Annotated in this window: 19 protein-coding genes; 3 read left to right on the forward strand and 16 right to left on the reverse strand. The window is 55.2% G+C overall.

Annotated elements, in window-relative coordinates; genetic code table 11:
* Positions 1–9 precede the first annotated feature (9 nt).
* The 16 genes from atpG to rpmH form a co-directional block, all read right to left on the reverse strand.
* On the reverse strand, positions 10–870 hold the full coding sequence (gene atpG / locus AC27HQ_RS02715; protein WP_487154342.1) for a F0F1 ATP synthase subunit gamma: 861 nt from the start codon (positions 868–870) through the stop codon (positions 10–12).
* 74 nt (positions 871–944) lie between these two features.
* On the reverse strand, positions 945–2,489 hold the full coding sequence (gene atpA / locus AC27HQ_RS02720; RefSeq protein ID WP_487154343.1) for a F0F1 ATP synthase subunit alpha: 1,545 nt from the start codon (positions 2,487–2,489) through the stop codon (positions 945–947).
* 15 nt (positions 2,490–2,504) lie between these two features.
* On the reverse strand, positions 2,505–3,041 hold the full coding sequence (locus tag AC27HQ_RS02725; RefSeq protein ID WP_487154344.1) for a F0F1 ATP synthase subunit delta: 537 nt from the start codon (positions 3,039–3,041) through the stop codon (positions 2,505–2,507).
* 12 nt (positions 3,042–3,053) lie between these two features.
* Positions 3,054–3,524, reverse strand: coding sequence for a F0F1 ATP synthase subunit B (locus AC27HQ_RS02730; RefSeq protein ID WP_487154345.1), 471 nt, complete (start codon positions 3,522–3,524; stop codon positions 3,054–3,056).
* 95 nt (positions 3,525–3,619) lie between these two features.
* Positions 3,620–3,859 (reverse strand): F0F1 ATP synthase subunit C, encoded by a 240-nt coding sequence (atpE, locus tag AC27HQ_RS02735; protein ID WP_022960829.1) that lies wholly within the window; start codon positions 3,857–3,859, stop codon positions 3,620–3,622.
* A gap of 63 nt (positions 3,860–3,922) precedes the next feature.
* Entirely contained in the window at positions 3,923–4,777 is an 855-nt protein-coding gene (gene atpB / locus AC27HQ_RS02740; RefSeq protein ID WP_487154347.1) for a F0F1 ATP synthase subunit A, read from the reverse strand.
* A 12-nt stretch (positions 4,778–4,789) separates the two neighbouring features.
* Complete coding sequence (locus AC27HQ_RS02745; protein ID WP_487154598.1) at positions 4,790–5,194, reverse strand: F0F1 ATP synthase subunit I; 405 nt, start codon at positions 5,192–5,194, stop codon at positions 4,790–4,792.
* Between the two features lie 180 nt (positions 5,195–5,374).
* Entirely contained in the window at positions 5,375–6,235 is an 861-nt protein-coding gene (locus tag AC27HQ_RS02750; protein ID WP_487154348.1) for a ParB/RepB/Spo0J family partition protein, read from the reverse strand.
* Between the two features lie 26 nt (positions 6,236–6,261).
* Positions 6,262–7,065 (reverse strand): ParA family protein, encoded by an 804-nt coding sequence (locus AC27HQ_RS02755; protein WP_487154350.1) that lies wholly within the window; start codon positions 7,063–7,065, stop codon positions 6,262–6,264.
* Positions 7,066–7,074: 9 nt separating this feature from the next.
* Positions 7,075–7,740, reverse strand: coding sequence for a 16S rRNA (guanine(527)-N(7))-methyltransferase RsmG (rsmG, locus tag AC27HQ_RS02760; RefSeq protein ID WP_487154351.1), 666 nt, complete (start codon positions 7,738–7,740; stop codon positions 7,075–7,077).
* On the reverse strand, positions 7,737–9,632 hold the full coding sequence (mnmG, locus tag AC27HQ_RS02765) for a tRNA uridine-5-carboxymethylaminomethyl(34) synthesis enzyme MnmG (RefSeq protein WP_487154352.1): 1,896 nt from the start codon (positions 9,630–9,632) through the stop codon (positions 7,737–7,739). The genes rsmG and mnmG overlap by 4 nt, the downstream gene beginning before the upstream one ends.
* Positions 9,633–10,131: 499 nt before the next feature.
* Positions 10,132–11,499 (reverse strand): tRNA uridine-5-carboxymethylaminomethyl(34) synthesis GTPase MnmE, encoded by a 1,368-nt coding sequence (gene mnmE / locus AC27HQ_RS02770; protein WP_487154353.1) that lies wholly within the window; start codon positions 11,497–11,499, stop codon positions 10,132–10,134.
* A gap of 80 nt (positions 11,500–11,579) precedes the next feature.
* Positions 11,580–13,280, reverse strand: coding sequence for a membrane protein insertase YidC (gene yidC / locus AC27HQ_RS02775; RefSeq protein ID WP_487154354.1), 1,701 nt, complete (start codon positions 13,278–13,280; stop codon positions 11,580–11,582).
* Entirely contained in the window at positions 13,277–13,531 is a 255-nt protein-coding gene (gene yidD / locus AC27HQ_RS02780; RefSeq protein ID WP_487154356.1) for a membrane protein insertion efficiency factor YidD, read from the reverse strand. Before yidD ends, yidC begins: the two co-directional genes overlap by 4 nt.
* Positions 13,524–13,922: a ribonuclease P protein component gene (rnpA, locus tag AC27HQ_RS02785; RefSeq protein WP_487154357.1), complete on the reverse strand. Its 399-nt coding sequence runs from the start codon at positions 13,920–13,922 to the stop codon at positions 13,524–13,526. The genes yidD and rnpA overlap by 8 nt, the downstream gene beginning before the upstream one ends.
* A 15-nt stretch (positions 13,923–13,937) precedes the next feature.
* A complete protein-coding gene (rpmH, locus tag AC27HQ_RS02790; RefSeq protein ID WP_487154358.1) occupies positions 13,938–14,072 on the reverse strand; it encodes a 50S ribosomal protein L34 in 135 nt (44 codons plus the stop codon).
* Positions 14,073–14,649: 577 nt separating this feature from the next.
* Here rpmH and dnaA point away from each other — a divergent pair.
* From dnaA to recF, 3 genes are read left to right on the forward strand one after another with little or no spacing between them, the layout of a single operon-like run.
* Entirely contained in the window at positions 14,650–16,134 is a 1,485-nt protein-coding gene (gene dnaA, locus AC27HQ_RS02795) for a chromosomal replication initiator protein DnaA (protein WP_487154359.1), read from the forward strand.
* A gap of 54 nt (positions 16,135–16,188) precedes the next feature.
* Positions 16,189–17,292 carry a DNA polymerase III subunit beta gene (gene dnaN / locus AC27HQ_RS02800; protein ID WP_487154361.1) on the forward strand — a complete coding sequence of 368 codons (1,104 nt, stop codon included), beginning with the start codon at positions 16,189–16,191 and terminating at the stop codon, positions 17,290–17,292.
* A gap of 12 nt (positions 17,293–17,304) precedes the next feature.
* Positions 17,305–18,399, forward strand: a complete 1,095-nt coding sequence (gene recF, locus AC27HQ_RS02805; RefSeq protein ID WP_487154362.1) for a DNA replication/repair protein RecF — start codon at positions 17,305–17,307, stop codon at positions 18,397–18,399.
* Positions 18,400–18,411 lie beyond the last annotated feature (12 nt).

The raw sequence follows: 18,411 nt of genomic DNA on the forward strand, positions 1-18,411 counted from the left end.
ATGAAACCGTTAGACCGCGGCGGCGCCGCCGACGATTTCCGAAATTTCCTGGGTGATCGCTGCCTGACGTGCCTTGTTGTAGATCAGCTGCAGGCTCTTGATGATGTCACCCGCATTGTCAGTTGCATTCTTCATTGCGATCATCCGTGCCGCTTGCTCGCTGGCATTATTCTCGACCACCGCCTGATAGACCTGGGATTCGATATAACGAATCAGCAGACCATCCAGCAGTTCCCGGGAATCCGGCTCGTATACATAGTCCCAATGACCCTTGAGTTCCTTTTTATCAGCCGGAACCAGCGGGATCAGTTGTTCCACCTTGGGCGTTTGCACCATGGTGTTCACAAACGAATTGGAAACCAGATAGAGACGGTCGATACGGCCTTCGTTGTAGCCATCAAGCATGACCTTGACGCTACCAATAAGGTCGTTCAGCGAGGGCTGCTCGCCCAGATCACTGATCGCCGCGACCACGTTACCGCCATAACTGCGAAAGAATGCGGCACCTTTGGTGCCGATTACGCACAGCTCGGTTTCGACGTTACGGTCACGCCACTCTTTCATGTTATGTACCAGGGCCTTGAACAGGTTGGTGTTCAACCCGCCGCACAAGCCACGGTCCGTACTGACCACGATATACCCCACCCGTTTGACTTCACGCTCCTGCATGAAGGGATGGCGATATTCGGGGTTGGCATTGGCCAAATGACCAATTACCTGACGAATCCGCTCTGCGTAGGGACGGCTTGACGCCATGCGCTGTTGAGCCTTGCGCATTTTGCTGACCGCCACCTTTTCCATGGCGCTGGTGATTTTCTGAGTACTTTTGATACTCGAAATTTTACCGCGTATCTCTTTTGCGCCTGCCATGTCTCACCTTTCAGGTTAGCCCTAAGCCAGATGGCACAAGGCGGGACATGACAACGTCATGCCCCGCACTCGGCTTACCAGCTCTGGGACGACTTGAAGTTCTCGATGCCAGACTTGATACCGGCTTCGATCTCGTCGTTGTAGTCGCCCTTCTCGTTGATCTTGGCCAGCAAATCAGCCTTCTCACGCTTGAAGTAGGCGAGCATTGCCTTTTCAAAGGCACCAACCTTGTTCAGTTCAACATCGGTCAGGAAACCCTTTTCCGCGGCGTACAGGCTGATGGCCATGTCAGCAATCGACATAGGCGCATACTGGTCCTGCTTCATCAGCTCGGTTACGCGCTGACCATGCTCCAGCTGCTTGCGGGTAGCCTCATCGAGGTCCGAAGCAAACTGGGCAAAGGCGGCCAATTCACGGAACTGCGCCAGAGCGGTACGAATACCACCCGACAGTTTCTTGATGATCTTGGTCTGGGCTGCACCACCTACACGGGATACCGACACACCGGCGTTAACGGCCGGACGGATACCCGAGTTGAACAGGTTGGATTCCAGGAAGATCTGACCGTCAGTGATCGAGATCACGTTGGTCGGAACGAAGGCAGATACGTCACCGGCCTGGGTTTCAATGATTGGCAGGGCGGTCAAGGAACCGGTCTTGCCCTTCACTTCACCGTTGGTGAACTTCTCTACGGCTTCTTCGGACACGCGGGAAGCGCGCTCGAGCAGACGGCTGTGGAGATAGAACACGTCGCCAGGATAGGCTTCGCGGCCCGGCGGACGGCGCAACAGCAGGGAGATCTGACGGTAGGCAACAGCCTGCTTGGACAGATCGTCATAGACGATCAGTGCATCTTCACCACGGTCACGGAAGTATTCACCCATGGTGCAGCCAGCGTACGGAGCCAGGAACTGCAGGGCAGCCGGATCAGAGGCTGAGGCAGCGACCACGATGGTGTGGGCCAGTGCGCCATGCTCTTCCAGCTTGCGTACCACGTTGGCGATGGTCGACTGCTTTTGACCTACGGCAACGTAGACACACTTAACACCGGAACCTTTCTGGTTGATGATGGCATCAATCGCCATCGCGGTCTTACCGGTCTGACGGTCACCAATGATCAGCTCGCGCTGGCCACGGCCTACCGGAATCATCGCATCCACTGACTTGTAGCCAGTCTGGATAGGCTGATCAACCGACTTACGCCAGATCACACCCGGTGCCACTTTCTCGACCGCATCGGTCAGCTTGGCGTCGATCACGCCCTTGCCGTCGATCGGGTTACCCAGTGCGTCAACAACGCGACCGAGCAGCTCCGGACCAACCGGAACCTCGAGAATGCGACCCGTGCACTTGGCTGTCATACCTTCAGCCAGACCCAGGTAATCACCCAGTACAACGGAACCCACGGAGTCCTGTTCCAGGTTCAGTGCCATACCGTATACACCACCGGGGAATTCGATCATTTCCCCGTACATAACGTCAGCAAGGCCATGAATGCGCACGATACCGTCAGATACACTGACGATAGTGCCCACGTTCCGGGCCTGCGAAGACACATCGAGTTTCTCGATGCGCTGCTTGATAATTTCGCTAATTTCGGAAGGATTCAATTGCTGCATGCCATGTCCCTCAAATCAGGATTTCAACGCCTCGGCCAGCTTTGCAAGCTTGCCGCGGACCGAACCGTCGATGACCAGGTCACCCGCACGAATCAACACACCGCCAATCAGGGCCGGGTTGATGGTCACATGAGGAGTTACTGTCCGGTCTAACCGCTTGGAAAGTGCGGTCGCCAGCGTTTTCTGTTGATCGTCGCTCAGCTCGAAGGCGGATTCCACCTCGACTGCCACGCTGCGATCGTGTTCTGCCTTGTGTTGCTCGAACAGCTCGGCGATTACCGGAATCAAGGGCAAACGATCATGTTCAGACAGCGTCCGGATAAAATTACCGAATGCCGCATCGACATGACCCTCGCACACCATGAGCAGGTCGTCGGCCTTGCGCTCATCGGTCAAACCCGGGTTGCGCATCCTCGCAGCAAAAGCAGCATCCTGAACGGCTGCAGCCGCCAGGGCCAGCATGCCTGACCAGGCATTCAGACCACTGGCAGCTGAAGCAAACTCGAAAGCTGCTTTTGCATAAGGCCGAGCTAGCGTATTGATAGTAGCCATCGCTCGCCTCGCTTAGAGTTGTGAGGCCAATTTGTTGACCAGCTCACTGTGGGCCTTGGCGTCGATTTCCGACTCCAGAATGTGCTCAGCTCCCTTGACAGCCAGAATGGCTACCTGGGCGCGAAGTTCATCCTTGGCGCGGTTCACTTCCTGTTCGATTTCAGCCTTGGCAGCTGCAATCAGGCGATCACCCTCGGAACGTGCCTGCTGTTTAGCTTCCTCAATGAGGATGTTGGCACTTTTATTGGCCTGCTCGATGATCTGAGTAGCCTGTTCCTTGGTCTCACGCAGGGTCTGGGAAGCTTTTTCCTGGGCTAGATCCAGGTCACGCTGGGCGCGGCCAGCCGCATCCAGACCTTCGGCAATTTTCTTCTGGCGTTCAGCCATGGCTGCCGTCAACGGCGGCCAGACATATTTCATGCAAAACCAGACAAAAATAGCGAAGGCAATCGTTTGACCAAACAGCGTCAGATTAATATTCACAGCGATTTACCTCGTGCTATTCGTTGAGTCCCGAATCTCTCGATCCAGATGATGGGTCCGGTAAACCAGGGTCTACCGGAGATCAGTCATCTGAATTAAGCGGCAACGCCAGGGGCTACAACGAAGATCAGGTACATCGCGATACCAACACCGATCATCGGCACGGCGTCGAGCAGACCGGCCATCAGGAAGGTTTTGGTTTGCAGCTGCGGGCCCAGCTCAGGCTGACGGGCAGTGGATTCCAGCAGTTTGCCACCCAGCAGGGCGAAACCGATACCGGTACCCAGGGCGCCCAGACCGATCATGATGGAGGCAGCAATGATAACGAGTTCCATAATTACTCCTAAAGTTCAAGGTTGCAGTTCAAGGTTGGTTGATTGAACAGGGTCTGATTGCGGTCAGTGAGCATCCTCATGGGCCGCACTCAGGTACACCACAGTCAACACCATGAAGATGAAGGCCTGCAGTGGAATAACAAGAATATGGAAGATGGCCCACGGCACATTCAGACCCCATTGGAGGTAGAAGGGCAGCAGGGCAATCAGGATAAAGACCACTTCACCGGCGTACATGTTACCGAACAGACGCAGCGCCAGACTCAAGGGTTTGGTCAGCAGGCCAAGCAGTTCCAGGAACAGGTTGAACGGAATCAGAGACCAGTGCTTGAAGGGTGTAAAGGACAGTTCCTTGATGAAACCACCAAAGCCCTTGACCTTGAAGCTGTAGAAAATGATCAGCACGAACACGCCCAGGGAGATACCAAAGGTACCGTTCGGATCAGCGGTCGGCACGATCTTGAAGTAATCCAGACCCAGGGCCATGGCCAGACCGGGAATATAGTCGACCGGTATCCATTTCAGGGAGTTCATCAGGAACACCCAGACAAAGATGGTCAATGCCAAGGGTGCTACCAGTGCATTACGGCCATGGAAGGTGTCCTTGACGATGCCCTGGATAAACTCCACGGTCATCTCGATCACGTTCTGCAGCTTGCCGGGGACGCCGACAGTCGCGCGCTTGGCCACTGTGCGGAACAGGAACAGGAATATCAGACCCATGAACACCGACCAGCCCAGGGTGTCCACATGGAAGGCCATGAAGCCCATATCGGTTGCTTCAGCGCCTGATTGAGCCAGTGTCCAGGTTGCCTCCTGAACGACGGTACCGTCATAGCGCTCGTAACCTGCCGGCAACTTGCCGAAGGTGAGGTTCTGCAAATGGTGCTGGATATATTCAGCTGACGTGCCTGCCATATGTGCCTCTGACTAATGCTTTTGAAATCGTTTGACGATGAGCAGAGCACTGGCACCTGTTGCCAGCACCGCGAGATAACCGGCAAAAACAGCGGTCGCCTCCAGCGGTTTAACCCCCACCCACACCAGCACAAAGAGTGCGGCGGTCAAGAATATCTTTCCAGCCTCGCCGGAGTAGAACTCCCTGACGATGGCCCGGGCTGATCGAGCACCGCTGTAGCGGAACACCCGATAAGCAAAATAGGCATTGGGGACCAGTGCAACAAGTCCACCCAAGAGGCCGGAATATCCGGCAATATGACCCCGGAACAACCACAGGATCAAGGCTGCTGAGAGGGTTACAACCGTTTGCGCTACCAGCACTGGAAAAGCTGGCAGGCGATGAAAAGGGGTCTGGTTGGGCGTTCTTGCGTCCACTAAACCGCCTCGGTTGTCTCTCTTTAAGTCCTTTTCGGGGACTTTACTCGCAACAAACTGGTGCATTTCACCAGCTAAAACAGCGCGAGGAGTATAGGTTGATTACGTTTAGGGTTCAACAGTTCAGGGACAAATGCCCCGCCATATCACCCGTTCAGGGGGTGAAGTCGACAGATCATGTCACTTGATGTGCATCAGCACGCCATCGAGTTCATCCAGCGAACTGTAGCTGATCACCAGTTTGCCCTTGCCCTTGGCGCCATGCTGGATTTTCACATCGGCGCCAATGCGCTCGGCCAGATCCTGTTGCAGGCGTTCGATATCCGGGTTGCTGCGCACCGAGCCATTATCCGGGCGCGGGTTCAGCCATTGCCGAACCAGTGCCTCGGTCTGGCGAACGGTCAGGCCCTTGGCAACCACCTGACGGGCGGCGGTGCCTTGCTGTTCTGCCGGCAAACCGAGCAGGGCGCGGGCATGACCCATTTCCAGATCACCGCGCTCGAGCAGCAGTTTGACGTCGTCCGGCAGGGCCATCAAGCGCAGCAGATTGGTGATGCTGACGCGGGATTTACCCACGGCATCGGCAACCTGCTGCTGGGTCAATTCGAATTCCAGCTGCAAGCGCTGCAATGCAATGGCTTCTTCAATCGGGTTGAGATCTTCGCGCTGGATATTCTCGATCAACGCCATGGCGATGGCCGCTTCATCGGGAACGTCACGAATCACCGCCGGAATGCTGTCCAGACCGGCCAGTTGGGTGGCACGCCAGCGTCGTTCGCCAGCAATGATCTCGAAACGTCCCTCGCCAATCGGCCTTACGACGATAGGCTGCATGACCCCCTGAACGCGGATGGAGTTGGCCAGTTCTTCAATGGCCTGCGGATCCATGTCGCGGCGTGGCTGGTATTTACCCCGTTGAATCAGATCAACCGGCAATTCGCGCAGTTGCTGTTCCTGATTCTCGGTTCCCTGCCCGGTGCTGTTGGATTGTCCGAGCAATGCATCCAGACCCCGTCCCAAGCCGCGTTTCTTGACCGCCATGCCTGTCTCGTCCTTTTTCTTTTCGGTTAGTCGTTGGCACTGGCCATGGCGCTGGCCTTGGCTGCCTGTTTGCTGCGACGTATCACTTCACCGGCGAGGGCCAGATAGGCCACTGCGCCCCTGGATTGCTTGTCATAGGTCAGTGCCGGCATACCGAAGCTGGGTGCTTCGGCCAAACGCACATTGCGCGGTATCACGGTTTGGTACAGTCGATCACCAAAATGGCTGCTGAGTTGCGCAGACACATCCAGGGTCAGGCTGTTGCGCGGGTCGTACATGGTACGCAGCAACCCTTCGATCTGCAGACCCGGATTCAGTACCGCGCGAATCCGGTCTATGGTGTTGACCAGCGCGGACAAGCCCTCCAGCGCATAGTATTCACACTGCATGGGGATGATCACACCATCGGCCGCGACCAGACCGTTGATGGTCAACATGTTCAGTGAAGGCGGGCAATCGATCAGAATGAAGTCGTATTGGCTGCGCAGGTTAGTCAGCGCATAACGCAGGCGACTTTCCTTCATTTTCACATCTAGCAATTCGACTTCGGCGGCGGTCAGATCACCATTGGCCGGCAGAATGTCGTAGCCACCGGTTTCCGAACGCTGAATGGCCTGGGCCATGTCACAACGTCCGGTCAGCAGCTCGTAGGCTGAATAGCGCAGATCGGATTTGTCGACACCGCTGCCCATGGTCGCATTGCCCTGTGGGTCCAGATCAACCAAGAGCACCTTGCGCTTGGTTGCCGCCAGAGAGGCCGCCAGGTTGATACTGGTGGTGGTCTTGCCGACACCGCCTTTCTGGTTGGCTACAGCCAGTACCTTACCCACGACCACCTCCTATCCGTTATACGCCTGCGACCCTGCCTGGACCTGTCTGCGCAGTATCAACAGATGTCGGCTGCCCTGACAACCCGGTACGGCCAATTCTGTACTTTGCAGCACCTCGAAGTCGATCGGCAAGGCGGCCAGTTCCTCTTCGGGATACTGTCCTTTCATCGCCAACCATCGGGTTGTGGCATGGCTCAGGTGACGCGTCAGCTGGGTAAAATCGGCCAGTGAGCTGAACGCCCTGGAGACAATACCATCAAAGGGCACCTCCGGTGCAAAGGCTTCCACGCGGGTATGCACAACCTGCAGATTGGTCAGGCCCAACTCCATCCTGACCTGGGTAAGAAATCGGGTTTTCTTGCCGTTGCTGTCGAGCAGGGTAAAGTCGCTCTCAGGCTGCATGATGGCCAGAATCACGCCCGGCATGCCACCGCCGCTGCCCACATCCAGCCAACGCTGACCCTGGACAAAGGGCAGGATACTCAAGCTGTCGAGCAGATGACGGCTGACCATTTCATCCGGATTGCGCACGGCGGTGAGGTTATAGGCCTTGTTCCATTTGTGCAGCAACTGCAGATAGGCCAGCAATTGCTGGCTTTGTTGCGCTGTCAGATCAATACCCAGCTGGGTGGCACCCTGCTGCAGTTCGGTACTCAGGGTCAGCGCACTGCTCATGCTTCACGCACCAGGCTGCTGTCTGCGACGCTGCGCTTTTTCAGATGGATCAACAACAGACTGACCGCCGCTGGGGTGACGCCGGGAATACGCGAGGCCTGACCCAGGGTCTGAGGCCGCAATTCCGCCAGCTTGTGGCGAATTTCGTTCGACAGTCCGTTCAGCGCCAGGTAATCCAGGTCGGCAGGCAAACGGGTCTGTTCATGTTGCCGCAGACGATCGATTTCTTCCTGTTGCCGCTCGATATAGCCGGCGTATTTGGTATGAATTTCCACCTGTTCAGCGGCATCGGCCGGAATATCCACCTGGCCAGTGATTTCACACAGGGCCTGGTAATCCACCTCGGGGCGGCGCAGCAAGTCAAGCAGATTGTATTCGTGGTTCAAGGGGGTGGCATAGCGCTCGGCGAAGGCTTTGCCGACATCGCTGTTGGGCTGTACCCAGGTGCTGCTCAAGCGCTTGCGCTCGGCGTCTATGGCGTCGCGCTTGGCACTGAACACGGCCCAGCGGTGATCATCTACCAGACCCAGTTCGCGGCCCTTTTCGGTCAGACGCAGGTCGGCATTGTCTTCGCGCAGTACCAGACGATATTCGGCACGGGAGGTAAACATACGATAGGGCTCACGGGTACCCATGGTGATCAGATCGTCGACCAGTACACCGATATAGGCCTCGTCACGACGCGGGCACCAGGCTTCCTGATCCCGGGAGCGTCGTGCGGCATTCAGGCCGGCGAGCAGACCCTGTGCAGCAGCCTCTTCGTAACCGGTGGTGCCATTGATCTGACCGGCAAAGAACAGACCGCCAATCACCTTGGTTTCCAGTGAATACTTCAGATCCTGGGGGTTGAAGTAGTCGTATTCGATGGCGTAACCGGGACGCAGGATATGCGCGTTTTCCATGCCCTCGATCGACTGCACAATCTGCAGCTGCACATCGAAGGGCAAGGAGGTGGATATGCCGTTGGGATAGAGTTCGTGGGTCGTCAGGCCTTCTGGCTCGATAAATACCTGATGCTGGTTTTTGTCGGCAAAACGATGAATCTTGTCTTCGATCGAAGGGCAATAACGCGGCCCGATCCCTTCGATCACCCCGGTATACATGGGCGAGCGATCCAGGTTGTTGCGGATGATCTCGTGGGTCCGCTCGTTGGTGTAGGTGATCCAGCAATTGACCTGCTGCGGATGCTCGCTGACCTTGCCGAGAAAGGACATGACCGGCAAGGGGGTATCGCCGGGCTGCGCGGTCATCTTGCTGAAATCCACCGTACGTCCGTCAATGCGCGGTGGTGTTCCGGTCTTCAACCGGTCTACGCGCAGGGGTAATTCGCGCAAGCGCTTGGCCAGGGTAATGGCGGGCGGATCACCGGCGCGGCCACCGGAATAGTTATCCAGGCCAATATGAATCAGGCCACCCAGGAAAGTACCTGTGGTCAGTACTACGTTGCTGCTGTGAAAGCGCAGCCCCATCTGTGTGACCACACCACAGACCTGATCCTGCTCGACGATCAGGTCGTCACAAGCTTGCTGGAATATCCACAGGTTGGGTTGGTTTTCCAGTATCTCGCGGATGGCGGCCTTGTACAGAATGCGGTCCGCCTGTGCGCGGGTGGCACGAACAGCCGGGCCCTTGCGGCTGTTGAGAATGCGAAACTGGATACCGGCCCGATCGGTGGCACGGGCCATGGCGCCGCCCAAGGCATCAATTTCTTTCACCAGGTGGCTTTTGCCGATGCCGCCAATGGCCGGGTTACAGCTCATCTGGCCGAGGGTTTCGACGTTATGGCTGAGCAGCAGGGTTTTCACGCCCATGCGTGCAGCGGCCAACGCTGCCTCGGTACCGGCATGTCCACCACCGACAACGATCACGTCAAAACGACTGGGAAACTCCACTTGCCACCTCATTGCCGGACCAGGGTCCAACCGCAGGAAAAGGGGCTGATTATAGGCTGAGCTGAAATAAATTGCAGCCGCTAGTTGGACAAAGTTTAACCAGTCGAGCCGTCAGCACAAACAGGGTGATTAATCAGATAAATAAGAAAGAACTGTTTTAAAGGCTTTATATAGTTAATGTTTATGCGTCGCGAATTTTCTGTGCATAAGTCAATTTTTTCCATTAAAAACAAAATCTTGTAGAGGTCAAAAAGCTGTGGTGAAACTGCGTTTGCATGGGTCCTCATGCTGTCCTTTTCCTGTGTGTAACTTGCCTTGTTATCCACAGGTGGTTTTGAGGGCTGGTTGTACACAGGGTTTGGGTACTAGCTCAGGTGCGCTTGTACACAGGGCTCAGGAAGGGAAAATCAGCTGTTTGATGGCGGGTTTTTTCTTAACAGAATAGAAGAGACCAGCCTCCAAAAGGGTCAAAGGCTGTTTTTAGCGAAGGGGGCTGTTGTTATTTACCGATGCAGAAACTGGAAAAAATCCGCCCGAGCAGATCATCGGCACTGAACTCACCGGTGATGCTACCCAGTGCCTGCTGGGCCATGCGCAGGTCTTCGGCGAGTAATTCGCCAGCACCCATCAGGGTCAGTTGCTGATAGCCGTGATCCAGTTGCTGGCTGGCCTGCTCAAGGGCTTCGAGGTGGCGACGGCGGGCACTGAACAGGCTCTCGGCGGTCTGTTCAAAGCCCATGCAGGCCTTCAGGTGCTCACGCAACAGCTCAACGCCCTCACCGCTACGGGCACACAGATGCAGGCTGACACTGCCATCAGAGGCCTGCTGCTGGCCGACCGGCTGTTTGCTCAAGTCAACCTTGTTGAACACCAGGGTGATCTTTGCTGGATCCGGTTGCTGCTGCAGAAACTCGGTCCACAGGGCCTGAGGGTTCTGTGCCTCCGGCTGGGTCGCATCGATCATCAAAAGTATCCGGTCGGCTTCGGCAATGGCCGCCATGGCGCGTTGCACACCGATCTTTTCCACCTGATCATCGGTAGCCCGCAGGCCTGCAGTATCAATGATATGCAGTGGCATGCCATCAATATGAATATGTTCGCGCAGGATATCCCGGGTGGTGCCGGCAATCTCGGTGACGATGGCGCTGTCTTTGCCCGCCAGGGCATTCAGCAGGCTGGACTTGCCGGCGTTTGGTCGTCCGGCGATCACCACTGTCATACCGTCACGCAGCAAGGCGCCGCGTCCGGCTTCACGTTGGACGTCAGCGAGCTGAGCCTGAATCTGCCGGAGCTGAGTGAGTACATGACCATCGGCCAGAAAGTCGATTTCCTCCTCGGGAAAATCAATCGCCGCTTCGACATAGATCCGCAGCTGAATCAACGCCTCGGTCAAGGCCTTGACCCGCTGTGAAAAGGCACCCTGCAAGGAGTTCAGTGCATTGCGTGCGGCCTGTTCGGAGCTGGCTTCAATCAGATCGGCAATGGCTTCGGCCTGGGCCAGGTCGAGCTTGTCATTGAGGAACGCACGTTCACTGAACTCACCGGGTCGAGCAAGGCGTGCGCCGGCTTTCAAACAGGCCTTGAGCAGCATGTCCATGACCACCGGACCGCCATGACCCTGCAGTTCCAGTACGTCTTCGCCAGTAAAGGAATGGGGCTTGGGAAAGAACAGACTCAGGCCCTGGTCGAGGGCTTGGTCTTCATGCCAGAAGGTGCCGTAGTGGGCATGTCGGGGGATTGGTTGAAGTCGGCCTATCTGCTCAGCAATGCGCAGCGCTGCCGGGCCGGACACGCGAATGATACCGACCCCGCCCTGACCGGGTGGGGTGGCAATGGCGGCAATGGTATCGGCGTGATAGCTAGGCATGGTAATTCCCTTGAAAGACCAGGACGGATAGCAAAACGCCCCGATATCGGGGCGCTTGCTTAGCTCTGCTCAGGCTGGGGTCAGTCCCCTCTTGCTGCAGCGCCTTTTTCGATCTGACGGGTAATGTACCACTGTTGGGCAATCGACAGGATGTTGTTGACCACCCAGTACAGTACCAGACCGGACGGGAACCACAGGAAGAAGAAGGTAAAGATGATTGGCAGCATCTTCAGTACCTTGGCCTGCATCGGATCGGGTGGGGTCGGGTTCAATTGCTGCTGGATGAACATGGTAGCGCCCATCAGAATCGGCAGAATAAAGAAAGGATCCTTGATCGACAGGTCGGTGATCCAGCCAAGCCATTCTGCCTGGCGCAACTCGACACTTTCCATCAGGGTCCAGTACAGCGCAATAAACACCGGCATCTGCACCAGGATCGGCAAGCAGCCACCGAGCGGATTGATCTTTTCCTTCTTGTACAGCTCCATCATGCCCTGGGACATTTTCTGACGGTCATCACCGTACTGCTCGCGCAGCGCCTGCAATTTAGGTGCAACCCGGCGCATATTGGCCATGGAGCGGTAGCTGGTAGCCGACAGCGGGAAGAACACCAGTTTGATCAGCAGGGTCAGCAGAATGATGCTCCAGCCCCAGTTTCCGACGAAGCCATGGATAAAGCTCAGGATCCAGAACAGCGGCTGGGCGATAAACCAGATAAAGCCATAATCAACGGTCAACTCCAGACCGGGAGAGATGGCCTCCAGGGTGTCCTGGATTTTCGGACCGGCGTAGAAATCAGCACGAATGCTGGCTTGTTCACCGGGAGCGACTTCAGTTGCCGGGCTGGTAAAGCCAATAATGTAGTTACCCAAGCTGTCCTTGCGGGTCTGGTAAACATGCTGTTGCTCTGATGACGGAATCCAGGCACTGACAAAGTAATGCTGGATCCAGGCAGCCCAGCCACCCTGTACGCTTTGTTTCAAGGCCCCTTTGTCCATATCGGAAAAGGTTACCTTGGTGTACGAGTCGTCAGCACTCCAGTAGGCACCGCCGAGATAGGTGGCCATGCCGGTAGCGGTGGAACTGGACGGATCAGGACTATTATCGCGCTTTATCTGGCCATAGAGATTGCCACGCCAGGGCTCACTGCTCTGGTTATCGACCAGGTATTCAACGCCAATCAGGTAATCGTTGCGCTTGAAGGTAAAGCGCTTGATGTAGTTGACGTCGTTCTCGGAGAAACGCAGATCAACAGTCAAGGTTTCCTGATCGCCCAGGCGGTATTGCTGTTGCTCGCTGCTGTAAAGCGGACGTCCGCTGGTACGCACGTCCGGACCATTGCGACCGGTTAAACCACTCTGGGCAACATAGGTCATGGTGCTGCTGTTTTCCAGCATCGGGAAAGGCAGGTCCGGTCTGTCGATGCGCACAGGGTAAGCGGGCAGCTTGAGGCTGACAATATCCCCCCCGGTTGGATCAATTTCCAGTATCAGCGTATCCGTTTCAACCTTGATCAGACCGGTATTGCCGGTTGTATCGGCTGCAGGTGCAACAGGGATATCCGTTGTTTCAGGTTCAACCGCTACCGGAACATCACCAACCGCATTGTTCTGGTTGCTGTCTGGCAAAGCGGGTACATCACTTGATCCGGCTGGAGCCGACTGATTACTGACAGCTGCAGGTGGTAACTCGGTTTGACCGTAGTCGGCATTCCACTGCAAAACCATGAGATAGGTAATCACAAGCAAGGCAGCTATAAGGATATTTCGTTGCATGTTCATGGTTTATTGGTCATCTGCGAAGAATGAGTGTCAGTGTTGACTGGCGGTACCGGATCATAGCCACCTGGGTTCCAGGGATGGCAACGACTCAGACGCTTGGCGCCGAGCGCACAGCCCTTGAGCAAGCCATGCTGTTCGATGGCTTCCTGGGTGTAGCAGGAGCAGGATGGGTAGAAACGGCAATGACTGGCCATCAGTGGACTGATAGCGTAGCGGTAAACCTTGATCAGTCCGAGCGCGAGGTTACGCATGGGATGATGGTGGTCCGGGTTGGCGTGGTCGGGGCGGCTTGTCAGTGGCTTTTGCCAACCTGCGCCACATGCCTGACAACAGCTCATGTAGCGCAGTACTGTCCAGTTCGCCCAGGCCCTTGCGAGCCAGAACGACTATATCAAGGTCAGTCAGCAGCTGTTTGTTCAGCCGGAATGACTCTCGAGCAACACGCTTGATTCGATTACGATCAACCGCATGGCGGACACTTTTCTTGGCAATGACCAGACCCAGTCTTGGATGGTCAGTGCTGTTTGGCCTGGCCAGTAGCAAGACTAAGGGGCCGGATGCCTTACGGGTAGCACCATCGAATACAACCTTGAATTGACTTGGCGTTAATAGCCTGCATTCACGACCGTAACTGGTGTCCACCTGTAAAGCCGGAACTTAGGCTGACAGGCGCTTGCGACCCTTGGCGCGACGACGTGCCAGGACTGCACGACCGTTGGAGGTAGCCATACGGGCGCGGAAGCCATGGTTACGCTTACGCTTCAAAACGCTGGGTTGAAATGTTCTTTTCATCTTGAGTTACCTGATTAATTCACGTCAGAGCCAATGAGCCCTTTCAAGGGACCGGCAATTCTAGAGAATAAGGTTCCTAAGGTCAATTCGAATTGACTGCTTTCGCTGATAAAAAAGAATAGAAAATCAATTTGTTAAAGAGATAAATGAAATGACTGTTTATGAGTGAGCTATTTTCTGTGGATATCCTGCTATTCCTCAATAAATTCAGAACGTTGTGCCTATTACAACGCTGTGGATGCGCTGGGGGCAGATAGCGTCTGTTGTTGTGTGCGAGCTGTGGATAAAACCCCTTGATATCCACAGGTGAATCAATGCACAGGACACAAGCCTGTTTATGCACCTGTTTCAGCAATGCTTATACACAGAGCTCAAGCGCTTGTCATGCAAGGGTTTTGCCAGATTGACCAGGACAATTTGTGGCCTGTGGTTGACTGCTCAAATCGTCCCTCTGCCTGTCAAGAGTGTGGATAAGTAGGCAGCTAAAAGGCTAGAATGACTCCCTTATCCGCAGCCTTTTAACAGCAGTCGGACATCCAACAACAAGCCAGCTGAGGCTGAAGTACCGGGGGATTTTGTGTCGGTTGTACTCTGGCAGCAATGCATCGATTTTTTGCGTGATGAGCTACCATCCCAAGAGTTCAATACCTGGATTCGCCCTTTGCAGGTTGATGGCGATCAGACTGAACTGAGGCTCTATGCGCCTAACCGTTTTGTGCTCGATTGGGTCAATGACAAATACCTGAATCGGGTACAGGAACTGCTGGATGATCTGTCCCAGGGTCAAGCCCCTCTGGTATCTCTGCTGATTGGCAGTCGCCGTGCGGCTGCGGCCTCGTCCGTTCGGCCTGCCGCGGCAGAGGCCAATCGCGCCTCGGCTGATACGCTGCAGAGTGCCAGTGCACCGGTCACGCCAAAAACGCAGATTGTTGCCCAAGGCTTTCAACCGGAATCGAGTAGCGGTCACCGACTCGATGATGATGATCCCAGGCCGCCTCAGCGTGCTGATCAGGGCGGGCCAAGTTCACCGGTCATCAAGCACACCAGTTACTTGAACCGCAGCTTTACTTTCGAGAACTTTGTCGAGGGTAAATCCAACCAGCTGGCCCGTGCCGCTGCCTGGCAGGTGGCCGATAACCCTAAGCATGGTTATAACCCGCTATTCCTTTATGGTGGTGTGGGTCTGGGTAAAACCCACTTGATGCATGCGGTGGGTAACCATCTACTTAAGAAGAATCCGGCCGCCAAGATCGTTTACTTGCACTCTGAGCGCTTTGTCGCCGACATGGTCAAGGCGCTGCAGATGAATGCGATCAACGACTTCAAGCGCTATTACCGCTCGGTCGACGCGCTGCTGATTGATGACATCCAGTTTTTTGCCAAGAAAGAACGTTCCCAGGAAGAATTTTTTCACACCTTCAATGCCTTGCTTGAGGGTGGCCAACAGGTGATTCTGACCAGTGACCGCTATCCGAAAGAGATCGACGGTCTGGAGGAACGCCTCAAGTCGCGTTTCGGTTGGGGTCTCACGGTTGCGGTCGAGCCACCCGAGCTGGAAACCCGCGTAGCCATTCTGATGAAGAAGGCTGAGCAGTCGCGGGTCGACTTACCGCATGACGCAGCCTTCTTTATTGCCCAGCGGATTCGCTCGAATGTGCGCGAACTCGAAGGTGCACTCAAGCGCGTGATTGCCAGTGCGCACTTCATGGGGCGTGACATTACTATCGAATTGATCCGTGAGTCGCTGAAGGATCTGCTGGCACTGCAGGACAAGTTGGTCAGCATTGATAACATTCAGCGTACGGTAGCGGAGTATTACAAGATCAAGGTCTCGGATGTGCTGTCGAAACGCCGCTCGCGTTCGGTCGCCAGACCAAGACAGGTAGCCATGGCACTGTCCAAGGAACTGACCAACCATAGCTTGCCTGAGATTGGCGATGCTTTTGGTGGGCGTGACCACACCACGGTACTGCATGCCACACGCAAGATTGCCGAGTTGCGTGAACAGGATGCCGATATTCGCGAAGATTACAAAAACCTGCTGAGAACGCTGACAACCTGATAGGGTCAGGGTTCAGCATCAAGATGCCAACCTGCACGAGGTCGAAGGAAGACAATGCAATTTACCATTCAGCGTGAAGCCCTGTTAAAACCCCTGCAACTGGTCGCCGGGGTGGTTGAGCGTCGTCAGACACTGCCTGTTTTGTCCAACGTGTTGCTTGTTGTGGACGGTAGTACCTTGTCCCTGACCGGTACTGATCTTGAGGTGGAACTGGTTGGCCGTATTGCGCTGGAAGAGCCCGCTGAGTCTGGTGAAATTACTGTGCCGGCTCGCAAGCTCATGGATATCTGTAAATCCCTTCCGGATGATGTGGCACTGACGCTCAAGGTTGAAGACGGCAAGGCCATTATCAAGGCCGGCCGTAGTCGTTTCACCCTGGCTACCCTGCCCGCTTCAGACTTCCCTAACGTTGAAGATGGTCCAGGGTCGCTGAGTTTTGCCATCAACCAGAACAAGCTACGCCGTTTGATTGAGCGCACCAGTTTTGCCATGGCTCAGCAGGATGTGCGTTATTACCTGAATGGCATGTTGCTGGAAATCAACAAGGGCCATCTGCGCGCAGTGGCTACCGACGGTCACCGCATGGCCATGTGCACTCTGGATGCCAATATCGACTACCAGGAACGCTATCAATTGATTGTGCCACGCAAGGGTATTCTTGAGTTGGCGCGACTGCTGGGCGAGGCGGATGATCTGGTCAATATCGTATTGGGTACTCACCACATCCGTGCAACGACTGGTGATTTTACCTTTACTTCCAAGTTGGTCGACGGCAAGTTTCCAGACTACGAACGAGTCTTGCCCCGTGGCGGTGACAAGATCGTCCTGGCCGACCGGCAGGTATTGCGTAACGCGTTTAGTCGTACAGCTATTCTCTCGAACGAAAAGTACCGTGGTATTCGCCTGATGCTCAGTGATGCCTTGCTGAAAATCCAGGCCAACAACCCTGAGCAGGAAGAGGCTGAGGAAGACATTGCTGTTGATTACAACGGTAGTGCGTTGGAGATGGGCTTTAATGTCAGCTACCTGTTGGACGTAATGAACGTCCTGAGCAATGAGCAGGTGAAAATGATTCTGTCTGATGCCAACAGCAGCGCCCTGGTCCAGGAAGCCGATTCCGACGACTCCGTGTACGTTGTCATGCCTATGCGTCTCTAAGACGCTCCTCGAATGCCCCTCTCGCGTTTGTCGGTCACCGGTGTGCGTAACCTGCACCCGGTGACCATTCAGCCTTCACCCCGCATCAATCTGATTTACGGCGATAACGGCAGCGGCAAAACCAGCCTGCTTGAAGCTATTCATATACTGGGCCTTGCTCGCTCCTTTCGCAGTACCCGCCTGCAGCCCGTTATTCAATATTCTCTTGAAGCCTGTACGGTGTTTGCCGAAGTGCTTTTGGAGAATGGTTTAAGCCGTTCCATGGGTATCACCCGTAGCAAGCAAGCTGACTATCAAATTCGAATCGATGGACAGTCGGTGCGCAGTACAGCGCAGCTTGCCGATACACTGCCGCTGCAATTGATCAATCCTGATAGCTTTCGATTACTCGAAGGTGCACCTAAGCAGCGCCGGCAATATCTTGATTGGGGTGTGTTCCACGTGGAACATCAGTTCATCAGTACCTGGCAGCGGTTGCAAAAAAGCCTCAAGCAACGGAATTCATTGCTCCGACGTGGTAGAATTGACCCAGCCTTGCTGGCACCTTGGGACACAGAGTTAATTGATGCCAGCGAGCGTATAGACGCCTTCCGAAGGGCCTATATCAGCAAGCTCAAGCCGGTGTTTGAATCAGTCCTGGCGGAATTGCTGAATCTGGATGAATTGTCCCTGAGTTACTTTCGTGGCTGGGACAAGGACCGTGATCTGCGTGAGGTGCTCGATAGTCAGCTACAGCGTGACTGCCAATTGGGGCACACCCAAGCAGGGCCGCAACGCGCTGATTTGAGATTGCGTATTCGTGGTATGAACGCGGCAGAGGTATTGTCTCGAGGTCAGCAGAAGCTGGTTGTGTGTGCGCTGAAAATTGCCCAAGGGCATTTGCTCAAGGAGCGAGGGCGGCAGCACGACTGCGTATTTTTGATTGATGACCTGCCCTCAGAGCTGGATGGGCATCATCGGCAAGCCCTTTGTAGGTTGCTGGAAGGGTTGCAATGCCAGGTGTTTATCACTGGCGTGGAAGTAGAACAGCTGGCTGAAAGCTGGCAAGAAGAAACATCTCTGTCCATGTTCCACGTGGAACATGGACACATTGTGCAGACAGAATGATGTCCGGAGTGA

This window comes from Halopseudomonas sp. 4NH20-0008 (assembly GCF_057548395.1).

Coding starts and splice junctions, on each gene's coding strand:
- atpG (WP_487154342.1), bottom strand. CDS start 870: ATGGCAGGCGCAAAAGAGATACGCGGTAAAATTTCGAGTATCAAAAGT.
- atpA (WP_487154343.1), bottom strand. CDS start 2,489: ATGCAGCAATTGAATCCTTCCGAAATTAGCGAAATTATCAAGCAGCGC.
- AC27HQ_RS02725 (WP_487154344.1), bottom strand. CDS start 3,041: ATGGCTACTATCAATACGCTAGCTCGGCCTTATGCAAAAGCAGCTTTC.
- atpE (WP_022960829.1), bottom strand. CDS start 3,859: ATGGAACTCGTTATCATTGCTGCCTCCATCATGATCGGTCTGGGCGCC.
- atpB (WP_487154347.1), bottom strand. CDS start 4,777: ATGGCAGGCACGTCAGCTGAATATATCCAGCACCATTTGCAGAACCTC.
- AC27HQ_RS02750 (WP_487154348.1), bottom strand. CDS start 6,235: ATGGCGGTCAAGAAACGCGGCTTGGGACGGGGTCTGGATGCATTGCTC.
- rsmG (WP_487154351.1), bottom strand. CDS start 7,740: ATGAGCAGTGCGCTGACCCTGAGTACCGAACTGCAGCAGGGTGCCACC.
- mnmE (WP_487154353.1), bottom strand. CDS start 11,499: ATGCCTAGCTATCACGCCGATACCATTGCCGCCATTGCCACCCCACCC.
- yidC (WP_487154354.1), bottom strand. CDS start 13,280: ATGAACATGCAACGAAATATCCTTATAGCTGCCTTGCTTGTGATTACC.
- yidD (WP_487154356.1), bottom strand. CDS start 13,531: ATGCGTAACCTCGCGCTCGGACTGATCAAGGTTTACCGCTACGCTATC.
- rpmH (WP_487154358.1), bottom strand. CDS start 14,072: ATGAAAAGAACATTTCAACCCAGCGTTTTGAAGCGTAAGCGTAACCAT.
- dnaN (WP_487154361.1), top strand. CDS start 16,189: ATGCAATTTACCATTCAGCGTGAAGCCCTGTTAAAACCCCTGCAACTG.
- recF (WP_487154362.1), top strand. CDS start 17,305: ATGCCCCTCTCGCGTTTGTCGGTCACCGGTGTGCGTAACCTGCACCCG.